Source organism: Streptomyces sp. NPDC031064, assembly GCF_055570965.1.
The window spans coordinates 866276-880191 of record NZ_JBVIGF010000002.1 but is presented as its reverse complement, the minus strand read 5'-3'; the positions used below and the strand labels follow the sequence as shown (position 1 = coordinate 880191).

Annotated in this window: 12 protein-coding genes; 3 read left to right on the top strand and 9 right to left on the bottom strand. The window is 71.5% G+C overall.

Annotated features, from left to right (window positions below):
* Positions 1 to 47: 47 nt before the first annotated feature.
* Positions 48 to 2090, bottom strand: coding sequence for a type IV secretory system conjugative DNA transfer family protein (locus tag ACZ46W_RS10670; protein ID WP_468334477.1), 2043 nt, complete (start codon positions 2088 to 2090; stop codon positions 48 to 50).
* A 251-nt stretch (positions 2091 to 2341) separates the two neighbouring features.
* Between ACZ46W_RS10670 and gabT the strand changes: the two genes are divergently transcribed.
* Positions 2342 to 3676, top strand: a complete 1335-nt coding sequence (gene gabT / locus ACZ46W_RS10665) for a 4-aminobutyrate--2-oxoglutarate transaminase (protein ID WP_468334474.1) — start codon at positions 2342 to 2344, stop codon at positions 3674 to 3676.
* A gap of 136 nt (positions 3677 to 3812) precedes the next feature.
* On the top strand, positions 3813 to 4562 hold the full coding sequence (locus ACZ46W_RS10660; protein WP_468334471.1) for a phosphatase PAP2 family protein: 750 nt from the start codon (positions 3813 to 3815) through the stop codon (positions 4560 to 4562).
* On the opposite strand, the gene ACZ46W_RS10655 is transcribed toward ACZ46W_RS10660, so the two are convergent.
* The 7 genes from ACZ46W_RS10655 to ACZ46W_RS10625 all read right to left on the bottom strand — a co-directional run bounded on the left by ACZ46W_RS10655 (position 4550) and on the right by ACZ46W_RS10625 (position 12322).
* A complete protein-coding gene (locus tag ACZ46W_RS10655) occupies positions 4550 to 5008 on the bottom strand; it encodes a hypothetical protein (RefSeq protein ID WP_468334468.1) in 459 nt (152 codons plus the stop codon). The two genes, ACZ46W_RS10660 and ACZ46W_RS10655, sit on opposite strands and share 13 nt — an antisense overlap.
* A gap of 183 nt (positions 5009 to 5191) precedes the next feature.
* On the bottom strand, positions 5192 to 6610 hold the full coding sequence (locus ACZ46W_RS10650; protein WP_468334465.1) for an NAD(P)/FAD-dependent oxidoreductase: 1419 nt from the start codon (positions 6608 to 6610) through the stop codon (positions 5192 to 5194).
* 22 nt (positions 6611 to 6632) lie between these two features.
* Positions 6633 to 7427 (bottom strand): ABC transporter permease, encoded by a 795-nt coding sequence (locus ACZ46W_RS10645; protein WP_468334462.1) that lies wholly within the window; start codon positions 7425 to 7427, stop codon positions 6633 to 6635.
* A complete protein-coding gene (locus ACZ46W_RS10640; RefSeq protein ID WP_468334459.1) occupies positions 7427 to 8353 on the bottom strand; it encodes an ABC transporter permease in 927 nt (308 codons plus the stop codon). The genes ACZ46W_RS10645 and ACZ46W_RS10640 overlap by 1 nt, the downstream gene beginning before the upstream one ends.
* Complete coding sequence (locus ACZ46W_RS10635; protein ID WP_468334456.1) at positions 8350 to 9498, bottom strand: ABC transporter ATP-binding protein; 1149 nt, start codon at positions 9496 to 9498, stop codon at positions 8350 to 8352. The genes ACZ46W_RS10640 and ACZ46W_RS10635 overlap by 4 nt, the downstream gene beginning before the upstream one ends.
* A 41-nt stretch (positions 9499 to 9539) precedes the next feature.
* Positions 9540 to 10784 carry a polyamine ABC transporter substrate-binding protein gene (locus ACZ46W_RS10630; protein ID WP_468334453.1) on the bottom strand — a complete coding sequence of 415 codons (1245 nt, stop codon included), beginning with the start codon at positions 10782 to 10784 and terminating at the stop codon, positions 9540 to 9542.
* Positions 10785 to 10816: 32 nt separating this feature from the next.
* A complete protein-coding gene (locus ACZ46W_RS10625) occupies positions 10817 to 12322 on the bottom strand; it encodes a gamma-aminobutyraldehyde dehydrogenase (protein ID WP_468334450.1) in 1506 nt (501 codons plus the stop codon).
* 175 nt (positions 12323 to 12497) lie between these two features.
* On the opposite strand from ACZ46W_RS10625, the gene ACZ46W_RS10620 reads away from it, so the two are divergent.
* Positions 12498 to 13052, top strand: a complete 555-nt coding sequence (locus ACZ46W_RS10620) for an NADAR family protein (protein ID WP_468334447.1) — start codon at positions 12498 to 12500, stop codon at positions 13050 to 13052.
* Between the two features lie 172 nt (positions 13053 to 13224).
* On the opposite strand, the gene ACZ46W_RS10615 is transcribed toward ACZ46W_RS10620, so the two are convergent.
* Positions 13225 to 13851 (bottom strand): DUF4190 domain-containing protein, encoded by a 627-nt coding sequence (locus tag ACZ46W_RS10615; protein WP_468334444.1) that lies wholly within the window; start codon positions 13849 to 13851, stop codon positions 13225 to 13227.
* Positions 13852 to 13916: the final 65 nt, after the last annotated feature.

Genomic DNA, 13916 nt, shown 5'->3' with positions numbered 1-13916 from the left:
TCCCGTATGAACGACTCCCCTCAATTCTGCCAGGTTGTCACGTCACGTCACGTTCGCAGGTCGACCAGAAGCGGAGGGACATGTTCCCCTCGCACGCCTGTCAGGGACAGTACGGCATGCCCGGGAGGCACCGCGTGGGCGAGGTCCGAGGCGGACCAGCGCTGCCGTTCGACCTCCCGTACGGTCACCGCCTCGGCCGTCGCCGCCTTGCCGGTCACCAGGCGGCGCAGGAAGTGCAGGGCCTTGGTGAGCGGCTCGTCGGAGATGATCTGCCGGTTGGTGACGTCCCGGGTCTGCACCCACTCGGTGCCCCAGGTCTCCGCGAACCGCCCGCCGTCCCAGGGCGCGATGCCCGCGAACGCCATCCGGCACCCGACGGCGCCCAGCAGCGGCCCGCGCAGCGCCTCGGGCACGTCCTCCAGGGTGCGCAGCGCCAGGACGACACCCGCGTGCGCCGAGCGCAGGCGCTGGATGGCGCGTACGGAGTCGGCGGTGACCGTGTACGTGGCGTCGTCCAGGACCAGGCAGGCGAACAGCGACCGGTCGCCGCGCGCCAGGGCCGCCTCGGTGAACTGGGCCAGCAGCAGCCGGGCCACGATGCGGGACGCCTCGGCGTGCCCGCGCTCGGGCAGGTCGACGCGGACGCGCAGCGGGTGCTCGATGGCGCGCGGCGAGAACCGGCGCCCTTCGGTGTCGGTGCGGAAGAACCGGGCGAAGGCGGGCCGGTCGAGGAAGGCGATCCGCTCGGCCAGCAGCACTCCGACGTCGTCGCCGCGCTCGGCCTGCCGCTCCCGCGCGTCCAGCTCGCGGAGCTGGGCCGGGTCGTCGGCCACGGCCGCGCGCAGCTCGGCCAGTGCCTTGGGCGCCCCGCCGAGCAGCTCGCGCAGCTCCGGTACGGCGGGGAAGTGGCCGTGCGCGGCCCGGTAGGGGCCGATGAGCTGGGCCAGCGCGGTGGCGGCGCGGCGGCTGTCGGGGACGAGGTCGCCGACGAGGGCCTCGGCGAGCATCCGGGCGGCCTCGTCGGGGTCGTCGGCGCCGCCGTAGAGGTCGAGGTCGTGGGTGGAGTCGGGTCGGCCGACGGAGACGATCACGTCGAAGGCGGCGTCCGGGGCGAGGGCGGTGCCGTGGGCGGTCACGGCGACGACGGCGGCGCGGTTGGCGAGGGCCTGGAGGCACAGGGACTCCACGACCGGGCGCACCAGCCGGACCGTTTTGCCGGACCCGGCGGGCCCGACGGCCAGCAGCGAGGTGCCGAGCACGGCGGGCTCCAGGGCGACCCCGGTGGTGCGCCGGGCGTAGGGGTTGCGGGGGTGGTCGGCCGCGGTGCCGATCCGCACCTGGGCGGTAGCCAGGTCGTGGGCGGCCGTGCGGACGGGCAGGTCGCGCACGCCCGACGGGTGGGCGCACGCGGCGGGCCCGTGGGCGCGCACGGCGTCGGTGAACGCGGCGAGCCGGTCCGGATGGGTGCGCACGCCCTGCCAGGCCCGCCGGATGCGGGCGTAGTCCACGTCGCCGAGCGCCCCGGCCCGGGTGGCCTCGGCGAGCCTGGCCGCCGCGTCGGTGAGCCCGGCGTCCCGCAGCTCGGGCCAGTCGGCGGGGTCGGCGTCCGGGGGCGGCGGCGGGGGCGGGGTGTCCTTCTTCTTCGCGTACCGGCGCCAGATCTCGGGGATGTGGCCGATCCGGGCGAAGAAGACCAGCAGGCCGCCGCCGACGAGGGCGTAGTACACATAGCTGGCCGTGGCCCAGGTGCCCGGCTGGGTGCGCCACTCGTCGGGGGTGAACGCCAGGAGCGGCCAGAGCCAGTAGTAGCCCAGGTACCCGTTCCACAGCAGGGACCACAGGAGCCAGCCGCTGAGCAGGGCGATCACCGCGCCGGCGAACAGCCGGCGGGCGGGCACCGTCTCCGGCTCCTCCTCCGGGCGCGGCCGGTGCCCGAACCGCCACACCCCGGGCTCGGCCGCCGGCCGGGGCGTGCGCAGCCACTGCGCGGTACCCCCGCCGGCGGGCGCCGGGGCGTGCCGGGGCGGGGGCGGCACGGGCGGCTTGCCGACGTGGCTGCGCCGTGCCTCGTACGTACCGTCGGTGTCCATGAACCCCTGCCCCCTGACCAGCCAGGTCCCGCGCGTCTGTGCCTCCGTCAATCTAGCCGTCCGGCCGGGGCGGTTCACCGACCTGTGGACAACTCCGAAGCGGCGGGGCGGCGGGGGGCGGCTATGTCCGTCCCGGACAAGGACACGGCACCGACCACTCCCTAACGGAGCATGCCCACCCCCCTCCCCCAGCCCTAGCCTGCGGAAGAAAGAGAAGTAGCGTCCGAAAGACCCCACCCCAGGAGCCCCGCATGACCGAAATCCCGCAGGAGCGCCGCGTCGTCACCGCCATCCCCGGCCCGAAGTCGCAGGAGCTTCAGGCCCGCCGTCTGTCCGCGGTCGCGGGCGGCGTGGGGTCCGTGCTGCCGGTCTTCACGACCCGCGCCGGTGGCGGTGTGATCGAGGACGTCGACGGCAACCGCCTGATCGACTTCGGTTCCGGTATCGCCGTGACCTCGGTGGGCGCCTCCGCCGAGGCGGTCGTGCGCCGGGCGAGCGCCCAGCTCGAGCAGTTCACGCACACGTGCTTCATGGTCACGCCGTACGAGGGCTACGTCGAGGTCTGTGAGGCGCTCGCCGAGCTGACCCCGGGCGACCACGCCAAGAAGTCCGCGCTGTTCAACAGCGGTGCCGAGGCCGTCGAGAACGCGGTGAAGATCGCCCGCTCGTACACCAAGCGCCAGGCCGTCGTCGTCTTCGACCACGGCTACCACGGCCGTACGAACCTCACGATGGCGCTGACGGCCAAGAACATGCCGTACAAGCACGGCTTCGGTCCCTTCGCGCCCGAGGTCTACCGCGTCCCGGTCGCCTACGGCTACCGCTGGCCGACCGGCGCCGAGAACTGTGGCCCCGAGGCCGCCGCGCAGGCGATCGACCAGATCACCAAGCAGATCGGCGCCGAGAACGTCGCCGCGATCATCATCGAGCCGGTGCTCGGCGAGGGCGGCTTCATCGAGCCGGCCAAGGGCTTCCTGCCGGCGATCGTGAAGTTCGCCAACGACAACGGCATCGTCTTCGTCGCGGACGAGATCCAGTCCGGCTTCTGCCGCACCGGCCAGTGGTTCGCGTGCGAGGACGAGGGCGTCGTCCCGGACCTGATCACCACCGCCAAGGGCATCGCGGGCGGCCTGCCGCTCGCCGCCGTCACCGGCCGCGCCGAGATCATGGACGCCGTGCACGGCGGTGGCCTGGGCGGCACCTACGGCGGCAACCCGGTGGCCTGCGCCGGTGCGCTCGGTGCCATCGAGACGATGAAGGAGCTCGACCTCAACGGCAAGGCGAAGCGCATCGAGGAGGTCATGAAGGGCCGCCTCTCCGCCATGCAGGAGAAGTACGAGATCATCGGCGACATCCGTGGCCGCGGCGCCATGATCGCGATCGAGCTGGTGAAGGACCCGGCGACCAAGGAGCCGAACCCGGAGGCCGCCGGCGCGCTCGCCAAGGCCTGCCACGCGGAGGGCCTGCTGGTCCTGACCTGTGGCACCTACGGCAACGTGCTGCGCTTCCTGCCGCCGCTGGTCATCGGCGAGGACCTCCTCAACGAGGGCCTGGACATCATCGAGAACGCGTTCGCCGGCATCTGAGACCGGCAGCGGCACGGCGCGGCCCGAGCCCGGGCATGACGCTGTGCGACCGGTTGTGAAGAAGCAGTGGGGGGCCGATGGCGGGATGGAGATCCGGCTGTCGGTCCCCCCGTTCTCTGCCGTACGGTTTCTGCAGATGAGAGAAACACCCCGTCCGCAGGGGACTGCGGACGGCTCCGGGACGGAGCCTCCCCAGCCTCGTCCTGGTCGTGCCCTCGCGCACACCACCGGAGCTTCGGGCTCCGGATCTCCTCACCGATCGGACAGTCGCCCGCCCCACACCCCCCGGGGCGCGCGGCACACCGGTCTTGGCGGCCGCCTCGGAACCACCCCCCCTGTTCCGGGGCGGCCGGCTCTTCTTCTGGCGGTGTTCGCCGTCATCACCTGGCAGGTCGTCGTCCACGGCCCCCTCGCCCGGCTGGACGAGCGCGCGAGCCGCGCCCTGGCGGGCCGTGGCCCCGCCCCCCTGACCGAACTGCTCGCGGACCTGGGCAACATGCAGGTGGCCCTCCCCGTCCTGGCCGCCGCGGCGGCCTACGCGGTCCGGCGCGGCCGCCGCGCCCAGGCGCTGTACGCGGCCCTCGCCATGGCGCTCGTACCCCTCCTGGTCGTACCGCTGAAACTGCTCGTGGACCGGGTGGGCCCGCTCACCCCGGAGACCGGCTACTACCCCTCCGGGCACACCGCGACGGCCCTGGTGGCGTACTGCGGCGCGGCGCTCCTGGTGCACCGGCGCCTGCTGCCGGTCGCGGTCCTGCTGACGGTGGCGACGGGCATCGGGCTCGTACTGCGCGGCTACCACTGGCCGCTGGACGTGGTGGCGAGCGCGTGCCTGTTCGGCGCCGGCGCCGCCCATGTGCGCCGCGGACGGGGTCAAGGCTCCTGACGCCTCGCCAGGTGCGCCGCCGCCTCGTGCATCGCCAGCTCCAGCAGCGCCGGGTCGGTCAGCGTGCCCCTGCCGTCGGGCAGCACCAGCCAGCGCGCCGCGCCCGTCACCCGGCCCGGGTACGGCACGACGATCCAGGTGCCGCGGCCGGCGGCCCGCATCCCGGTGCCGACCCACCGCGCGGCGGTGCCCACGGGCACGAAGAAGCCCAGGCGCGCGTCGCCGAAGTCGGCGAGCACCGGGCCCGGGTGGTCGACGAGCCGGCACAGGACGTCGAGTGTGGCGTGGCCGAGCTCGGCCGGGGTGATCAGCACGTCCCAGCGCCGGCCGGCGGGCAGGAGCGCGACCCCGAGGGGGTTGCGCTCCCACTCCCACCGGCAGGCGTCGGGATCCGGCGCCACCGCCGCCAGCCACTCCACCGCGGCCTTGGCCCCCGAACCAGTCATCGCCCGCTGCCTCCATGTCCGTGTCTGTGACTGCCCCGGCGGGCAGTGCGTTCACACGGGGAGAGGGGGGTCCGCGTGGATCATTACGCGACTGGGGCACCGGCGTGGTGGTGAACCGGGTCGCCGGGGGCGCGCGACGGGCGCATTCTGCTCAACCGCCGGAGCCGGTCCCGATCGTCCGGCTCAACTGTCGAAACCGAGCCCCAGCCGGTCCATCGCCTTGAGCCAGAGGTTGCGGCGGCCCCCGTTGGCGTCGGCGCGGGCCAGGGACCACTTGGTCAGCCCGATGCCCGCCCAGGCGATCGGCTCCGGCGGGAACGGCAGCGGCTTGGTGCGCACCATCTCCAGCTCCGTACGCTCGGTCCGCTCGCCCGACAGCAGGTCGAGCATCACGTCCGCCCCGAAGCGGGTCGCGCCGACGCCCAGGCCCGTGAAGCCCGCCGCGTACGCGACCCGTCCCGCGTGCGCCGTGCCGAAGAACGCCGAGAAGCGGGAGCAGGTGTCGATGGCGCCGCCCCAGGCGTGGCTGAACCGGACACCCTCCAACTGCGGGAAGCAGCGGAAGAAGTGCTCGGCGAGCTTGAGGTAGGTCTCGGGACGGTGATCGTGTTCCGCGCGGACGCGCCCGCCGAACGGGTAGACGGCGTCGTAACCGCCCCACAGGACGCGGTTGTCGGCGGAGAGCCGGAAGTAGTGGAACTGGTTGGCGCTGTCCCCCAGGCCCTGGCGGTTCTTCCAGCCGATGGACCGGAGCTGTTCGTCCGTCAGGGGTTCGGTCATCAGCGCGTAGTCGTACACGGGAACCGTGTACGCCCGGACGCGCTTGACCAGCGAGGGGAAGACGTTGGTGCCGAGCGCGACCTGCCGGGCGAAGACCCTCCCGTAGGGTGTGCGTACGGCCATCCCGGCACCCGCGCGGGCCAGTTCCAGGCCCCGGGTGTTCTCGTAGACGCGCACGCCCAGCTCGACGCAGGCACGCTTGAGGCCCCACGCCAGCTTGGCCGGGTGCAGCATGGCGACGCCGCGCCGGTCCCACAGCCCGCCCAGGAAGGTGGGCGAGTCGACCTGGGCGCGCACGGCGTCCCGGTCGAGGAGCTCCAGGCCGCCGGCGAGACCGAGCCGGTCGGCCTCCTCGTACATCCCGGTCAGCTCGGTCACCTGGTGGGGCTCGGTGGCGACGTCGATCTCGCCGGTGCGCTCGAAGTCGCAGTCGATGCCGTACGCGGTGACGGCGGCCTCGATGGCGTCGAGGTTCTTCTCCCCCAGCTCTTCGAGGGTGGCGAGCTCGTCCGGCCAGCGGGCGAGGCCGTTGCCGAAGCCGTGGGTGAGGGAGGCGGCGCAGAAGCCGCCGTTGCGGCCGGAGGCGGCCCAGCCCGCCTCCCGGCCCTCGATGAGGACGACGTCCCGCGCGGGGTCCCGCTCCTTGGCGAGGAGCGCGGTCCACAGGCCGCTGTAGCCGCCTCCGACGACAAGCAGGTCGCAGTGCTCGGTACCGGTGAGGGCGGGCAGCGCGGCGGGCTTGCCGGGGTCTTCCAGCCAGAAGGGGACGGGCTGGGCGTCCGAGAGTGATTGTGCAGCAGTACGCATGGCAACTGGGGCCATGGTTTCCAACTCCCTCAGGAACTCATGGGGCTTCGGTGCGCTTGCGCCGGCCGGCCGCGACCTGTCCGGCGACGACCACCAGGACCGCGATGACGAACATCGCCGTGCCGATGACGTTGATCTGTACGGGCGTGCCGCGCTGTGCCGAGCCCCACACGAACATGGGGAAGGTCACGGTGGAGCCCGCGTTGAAGTTGGTGATGATGAAGTCGTCGAACGACAGCGCGAAGGCGAGCAGGGCGCCCGCCGCGATGCCGGGTGCGGCGATGGGCAGGGTGACCCGCAGGAAGGTCTGCACGGGTCCCGCGTACAGGTCCCTGGCGGCCTCCTCCAGGCGCGGGTCCATGGACATCACGCGCGCCTTGACGGCCACCACGACGAAGCTCAGGCAGAACATGATGTGCGCGATGAGGACCGTCCAGAAGCCCAGCTCGGCGCCCATGTTGAGGAACAGCGTGAGCAGCGAGGCGGCCATGACCACCTCGGGCATGGACATCGGCAGGAAGATCAGCGAGTTGATCGCGCCACGCGCCCGGAAGCGGTAGCGGACCAGCGCGAAGGCGATCATGGTGCCCAGGAGGGTGGCGCCGAGGGTCGCCCAGGCTGCGATCTGGAGCGACAGCGTGAGCGAGCCGCACAGGTCGGCGACGCCGCAGGGGTCCCGCCAGGCGTCGGTGGAGAACTCCCGCCAGGAGTAGTTGAAGCGCCCCGCCGGCTTGTTGAACGAGAACACCATCACGATGACGTTCGGCAGGATCAGGTACGCGAGGGTCAGCAGACCCGCGATGACGACGAGGTTCTTGCGGAGCCAGCGCATCAGACCAGGTCCTCCGTTCCGGCCCGGCGGATGTAGACGGTGACCATGATCAGCACGATGGCCATCAGGATGAAGGACAGCGCGGCCGCCGTCGGGTAGTCCAGCACCCGGAGGAACTGCGACTGGATGACGTTGCCGACCATCTTGGTGTCGGTCGAGCCGAGCAGTTCGGCGTTGACGTAGTCGCCGCTCGCCGGGATGAAGGTGAGCAGCGTCCCGGAGACCACGCCCGGCATGGACAGCGGGAAGGTCACCTTGCGGAAGGTGGTGGCGGGCGACGCGTACAGGTCCTTGGCCGCCTCGTGCAGCCGCCCGTCGATCCGCTCCAGCGAGGTGTAGAGCGGCAGGATCATGAACGGCAGGAAGTTGTACGTGAGGCCGCAGACCACCGCCATGGGCGTGGCCAGGACGCGGTCCCCCTGGGTCCAGCCCAGCCAGTTGGTGACCTCCAGGACGTGCAGGGCGTCCAGCGCGCCGACGACGGCGCCGCCGTCCGCCAGGATCGTCTTCCAGGCCAGCGTACGGATGAGGAAGCTGGTGAAGAACGGCGCGATGACCAGGACCAGGAGCAGGTTGCGCCAGCGGCCCGCCTTGAAGGCGATGAGGTACGCGAGCGGATAGCCGAGCAGCAGGCACAGGACGGTGGCGGTGCCCGCGTACAGCAGGGACCGGACGAACTGCGGCCAGTACTCGGTGAAGGCCTCCCAGTAGGTCTGGAAGTGCCAGGTGACCTCGAAGCCCCGCTCCAGGGAGCCGGTCTGCACGGAGGTGGACGCCTGGTAGACCATCGGCAGCGCGAAGAAGACGAGCAGCCAGAGGATGCCGGGCAGGAGCAGCCAGTAGGGGACGAGCCGTTTGCGCGTGGCCGTCTTGCGTACGACGGCGGGTGGCGCCTCGGGGGCGGCCGGTGCTTCGGTGATCGTCACGCCCCGTCCTCCACCTTTTCCATGCCCGCCTCGATGTCCTGGGCGGCGTCCAGGCCGAAGGTGTGCGCGGGGTTCCAGTGCAGGACGACCTCGGCGCCGGGGACCAGGCGGGAGTCGCGCTCGATGTTCTGCTCGTACACCTGGAGGCCGCCGCCGGCCGGGCTGTCCACGACGTACTGGGTGGAGACACCGATGAAGGAGGTGTCGACGATCCGGCCGGTGACCTTGTTGCGCCCGGTGGCGACCGCGCCCGCGTCGTCGGCGTGAGCGAGCGTGATCTTCTCCGGGCGGATGCCGACCAGCACCTTGCCGCCGGTCGTGGTGGGGGCGGAGCACCGGTCGGCGGGCAGCCGCAGTGTGCCGTCGCCGGCGGTCACCATGACGTCGGCACCCGCCTCAACGACCTCGGCCTCGATGAGGTTGGACGTACCCAGGAAGTTGGCGACGAACGTGGTGCGCGGGTTCTCGTAGAGGTCGGCGGGCGCGCCGAGCTGTTCCACGCGGCCGCCGTTCATCACCGCGACGGTGTCGGCCATGGTCATGGCCTCCTCCTGGTCGTGGGTGACGTGGACGAAGGTGATGCCGACCTCGGTCTGGATGCGCTTGAGTTCGAGCTGCATCTGGCGGCGCAGCTTGAGGTCGAGGGCGCCGAGCGGCTCGTCGAGGAGGAGCACCTGGGGGTGGTTGATGAGCGCGCGGGCGACGGCGACGCGCTGCTGCTGGCCGCCGGAGAGCTGGTGCGGCTTGTGCCGTGCCTTGTCGCCGAGCTGGACGAGGTCGAGCATCTCGTCGACCTGCTTCTTCACGGACTTGATGCCCCGGCGGCGCAGCCCGAAGGCGACGTTCTCGTAGATGCTCAGGTGCGGGAAGAGCGCGTAGCTCTGGAAGACGGTGTTGACGGGCCGCTTGTAGGGGGGCAGGTCGGTGACGTCCTGGTCGCCGAGGAAGACGGTGCCCGTGGTGGGCTCCTCCAGGCCGGCGATCATGCGCAGGGTGGTGGTCTTGCCGCAGCCCGAGGCGCCGAGGAGGGCGAAGAACGAGCCCTGCGGGACGGTCAGGTCGAGGGGGTGGACGGCGGTGAAGGAGCCGTACGTCTTGCTGATGCCGGACAGGCGGACGTCGCCACCGGTGTTCGTGTCAGTCATGGGTTGCGATCCCAGGGGGTGTCGAGGGGCGGGCGATGGGCTCAGGCGCCGATGAGCTTGGCGAACTTCTGCTCGTACGCCGTCTCTTCCGCGCTGCTGAGGGAGCGGAAGGCGCGGGACTTCGCGGCCATCGCCTTGTCCGGGAGGATCAGGGTGTTCGACGCCAGGGCGGGGTCGATCCTGGCCAGTTCCTCGCGTACGCCCTCGACGGGGCAGACGTAGTTGATGTACGCGGCGAGGCGGGCGGCGTTCGGAAGCTCGTAGTAGTAGTCGATGAGCTTCTCGGCGTTCGTCTTGTGCCGCGCCTTGGCCGGGACCAGGAGGTTGTCGCTGGAGGTGATGTAGCCGGCGTTCGGGATCGCGAACTGGATGTCGGGGTTGTCGGCCTGGAGCTGGATGACGTCACCGGCCCAGGCGAGGCAGGCGGCGATGTCGCCCTTGTTGAGGTCGCCGGTGTAGTCGTTGCCGGTGAAGCGGCGGATCTGCTGGGTGTCGACCCCCTTCTGGAGGCGGCCGAGGGCGGCGTCGAAGTCGGCGTCGGTGAACTTCCCCGGGTCCTTGCCCATGTCGATGAGCGTCATGCCGATCGAGTCGCGCATCTCTGACAGGAACGCCACCCGCCCCTTGAGCTTGGGGTCGTCCAGGAGCTGGGTGACGGAGTCGACCTTGCGGCCGCCGGTGGCCTTCTTGTTGTACGCGATGACGGTGGAGATGCCGGTCCACGGGTACGAGTAGGCGCGGCCCGGGTCCCAGTCGGGGCGGCGGAACTGCGAGGACAGGTTCGCGTACGCGTTCGGGAGGTTGGCCGGGTCCAGCTTCTGCGCCCAGCCGAGGCGGATGATGCGGGCGGCGAGCCAGTCGGTGACGCAGATCAGGTCACGGCCGGTGTCCTGGCCGGCGGCGAGCTGCGGCTTGATCTTGCCGAAGAACTCGACGTTGTCGTTGATGTCCTCGGTGTACTTGACCTTGATCCCGGTGCGCTTGGTGAACGCCTCCAGGGTGGGACGGTGCTTCTCGTCGTCGCTGATGTCGATGTACTGGGTCCAGTTGGAGAAGTTGAGCTGCTTCTCCTTGGCCGAGAAGTCGGTGGAGGCGGGGCCGTCGCCCTCCCGTTTGGCGGGCGGGATTCCACAGGCGCCCAGACCGGCGACGCCGCCGATCGTGAGCGCGCCGACGCCCGTGGCGCGCAGCAGGGAACGGCGGGTGAGGGCTCCCCTGCCGTTCGTGAGGCTGCGCCGCATCGCGGCGAGTTGTGCCGCGGAGAGGTCGGGCTCGTACTGCTCCATGCGCTGTGCCTTTCGGTGTGGGCCGTCGTGGGCTATCGGTCCCCGAAGATGGTCCGGTGCCAGTCCTTCCTGGCGACCGCCGTGTTGTCGTACATCACGTGCTTGACCTGCGTGTACTCCTCGAAGGAGTACGTTGACATGTCCTTTCCGAAGCCGGATGCCTTGTAGCCCCCGTGCGGCATCTCGCTGATGATCGGGATGTGGTCGTTGACCCAGACGCAGCCCGCCTTGATCTCACGGGTGGCGCGGCCGGCGCGGTACACGTCGCGGGTCCAGGCGGAGGCCGCGAGGCCGTACGGCGTGTCGTTGGCCAGGGCGAGGCCCTCGTCGTCGGTGTCGAAGGGCAGCACGACCAGTACCGGTCCGAAGATCTCCGCCTGGACGATCTCGCTGTCCTGGGCGGCGCCGGTGATGAGGGTGGGCCGGTAGTAGGCGCCGCCGTTGGTGGGCGCGACACCGCCGGTGACGACGGTGGCGTACGCACGGGCGCGGTCGACGAAGGCGGCGACGCGGTCGCGCTGGGCGTGGCTGATGAGCGGCCCGAGGTCGGTGCTCTCCTCGAAGGGGTCACCCACGCGTACGCTCGCCATCAGGTCGGCGACCTGCTCCACGAACGCGTCGTACAGCGGCCGTTGGACGTACGCGCGCGTGGCGGCGGTGCAGTCCTGGCCGGTGTTGATGAGCGCGCCGGCGACCGCGCCGTGGACGGCGGCCTCCAGGTCGGCGTCGTCGAAGACGACGAAGGGTGCCTTGCCACCGAGTTCGAGGTGGAGCCGCTTGACGGTGGCGGTGGCGATCTCGGCGACGCGCTTGCCGACGGCGGTGGAGCCGGTGAAGGACGTCATCGCCACGTCCGGGTGCCCGACGAGATGTTCCCCGGCTTCCCTGCCCGCCCCGGTGACGATGTTGACGACACCGTCCGGGATGCCCGCGTCGGTGGCCGCCTGCGCGAACATCAGGGAGGTGAGCGGGGTGAGTTCGGCGGGCTTCAGAACGATGGTGTTGCCTGCGGCGATGGCCGGCAGGACCTTCCAGGCGGCCATCTGCAACGGGTAGTTCCAGGGCGCGATCGACCCGACGACGCCGATCGGTTCGCGGCGGACGTACGAGGTGTGGTCACCGCTGTACTCGCCGGCCGACTGGCCCTGGAGGTGGCGGGCGGCGCCGGCGAAGAAGGCGGTGTTGTCGACCGTGCCGGGCACGTCGAACTCGCGCGTCAGCTTGATGGGCTTGCCGCACTGGAGGGACTCCGCCTGGGCGAACTCCTCGGCCTGCTCGGCCAGTCGGGCGGCGAACCGGTGCATCGCGTCGGACCGCTCGCCCGGTGTCGCGCCCGCCCAGCCGGGCAGCGCCTCGCGGGCGGCGGCGACGGCGGCGTCCACGTCGGCGGTGCCGGCGAGTTCGTAGTCGAGGACCTTCTCCCCGGTCGCGGGGTCGACGACGGTGTGTTCACGCCCCGAGGTTCCGGGCCGCAGCCGCCCGCCGATGTACTGCGCCCCGGCCGCGAAGCGGTCGAGTTCCTGGAAGCGGTTGCCCATGACGCTCTCCGTTGTCCCGGCTCGAATTGAGTGCCGATCCTGACAGAGGTATCCCTACCCAACAAGGGATTCCGTTGTTGCCTTTTGGTTACGCGACGGATTCGGTCGACCATGTGTCGGGCGGACGCGGGAATCTCCGTACGGAGTGTCAGTGGCGGCTGCCAGACTGGCGTGCATGGAGAAGATCCACGAGCTGATCGAGCAGGTCAGCAGGGGTGAGCGCGTCAAGTTCCTGCACTTTTGGGGGCACACGCCGAAGCGGGACGGGACGCTCGGGGCGAGCTGCCTGAGCCAGTGGTGGCCGTCGCCGTTCACGGTCGACGGCGTGGAGTACGCGACGGCCGAGCACTGGATGATGGCGTCGAAGGCCCGCCTCTTCGGCGACGCGGACGCCGAGCGCCAGGCCGTCGAGGCGCCGAACCCGGCGCTCGCGAAGAAGGCGGGCCGGCTGGTGCGCGGCTTCGACGAGGCGATATGGAAGCGGGAGCGGTTCGGCATCGTGGTCGCGGGCAGCGAGCACAAGTTCGCCGCGGACCCGGAGCTGCGGGCGTTCCTGCTGTCCACGGGCGACCGGGTGCTGGTCGAGGCGAGCCCCGTGGACCGCGTCTGGGGCATCGGCCTCGCCGCCGACGACGAGCGCGCCCACGACCCGGCCCGCTGGCGCGGCCTGAACCTCCTGGGCTTCGCGCTGATGGAGGCCCGCGGAAGGTTGCGGGCGGCCATGGGGTGACCGGCTCCCACCGGACGACGGCCGGGGCGGGCCGGGCAGGTGGACCCCATCGCCCTGCGGGACGATTGCCCACAACGGGAACCGCGGGGGGCGGGCCCCGCCCGACCGCCGCCCGCGACGGGGGCCGCCCGCCGGGCGACGGCCCACAACGGGCAGGCCCGCAGGGCACGCGTCAGCGGGACGTCGTGATGACCAGCGACGTGGCGAAGGGGTCCTCGCTGCTGTCGTCCTCGTGGACGTCACCCTGCCGGGTCACGACCGACCAGATCAGGAAGGCCAGGAACGCGCCGCTGATCACGATCCCCACCGCGCCGAGGATGATGCCGGCGAGCGCCATGCCGTGGTTGTTGGCCTCGCCCCGCTGGGCCTTCTTGCGGCCGATGATGCCGAAGATCAGGGCCAGGACGCCCAGGATGACGCCCAGGCCCCACATGCAGAAGACGACCACCGCGATGATGCCGAGGACGAGCGCCGTGATCCCCATGCCGTTGGCCGGGGCCGGCTGCCAGCCGGGCTGGCCGTAGGGGCCGTAGCCGGCGTGAGTGCCGTAACCCGGGTAGCCGGGGTAGCCGTACGCACCGGTGGCCGGCGTGGGGGCCGGGTAGCCGTACGGGCCCGGCGGGGGCTGGGCGGGGCCGCCCGGGGCTATCGGGGGCGGCGGGAGTTCGCCGGGTACGGACGTCATCGTCGGCTGGTCGTGCACTCCGGGAGGGGGCGTCGGTGACGGTTCGGCCCGGTCCCGGGGCGTCCTGCTCTCGGGCGGCGCCCACGGATCGGTCGGATCACTCTGCTCTGACATGGGCCTCCCCCATCGTGTCCGGTCATGCTAACGGCCGCCCTACGATGATCCCTGACCAGCCCGGC

Bases quoted from the DNA above. Each gene is read 5' to 3' on its own strand.
- ACZ46W_RS10670 (WP_468334477.1), bottom strand. From the start codon at position 2,090: ATGGACACCGACGGTACGTACGAGGCACGGCGCAGCCACGTCGGCAAG.
- gabT (WP_468334474.1), top strand. From the start codon at position 2,342: ATGACCGAAATCCCGCAGGAGCGCCGCGTCGTCACCGCCATCCCCGGC.
- ACZ46W_RS10660 (WP_468334471.1), top strand. From the start codon at position 3,813: ATGAGAGAAACACCCCGTCCGCAGGGGACTGCGGACGGCTCCGGGACG.
- ACZ46W_RS10655 (WP_468334468.1), bottom strand. From the start codon at position 5,008: ATGACTGGTTCGGGGGCCAAGGCCGCGGTGGAGTGGCTGGCGGCGGTG.
- ACZ46W_RS10650 (WP_468334465.1), bottom strand. From the start codon at position 6,610: ATGGCCCCAGTTGCCATGCGTACTGCTGCACAATCACTCTCGGACGCC.
- ACZ46W_RS10645 (WP_468334462.1), bottom strand. From the start codon at position 7,427: ATGCGCTGGCTCCGCAAGAACCTCGTCGTCATCGCGGGTCTGCTGACC.
- ACZ46W_RS10635 (WP_468334456.1), bottom strand. From the start codon at position 9,498: ATGACTGACACGAACACCGGTGGCGACGTCCGCCTGTCCGGCATCAGC.
- ACZ46W_RS10630 (WP_468334453.1), bottom strand. From the start codon at position 10,784: ATGGAGCAGTACGAGCCCGACCTCTCCGCGGCACAACTCGCCGCGATG.
- ACZ46W_RS10625 (WP_468334450.1), bottom strand. From the start codon at position 12,322: ATGGGCAACCGCTTCCAGGAACTCGACCGCTTCGCGGCCGGGGCGCAG.
- ACZ46W_RS10620 (WP_468334447.1), top strand. From the start codon at position 12,498: ATGGAGAAGATCCACGAGCTGATCGAGCAGGTCAGCAGGGGTGAGCGC.
- ACZ46W_RS10615 (WP_468334444.1), bottom strand. From the start codon at position 13,851: ATGTCAGAGCAGAGTGATCCGACCGATCCGTGGGCGCCGCCCGAGAGC.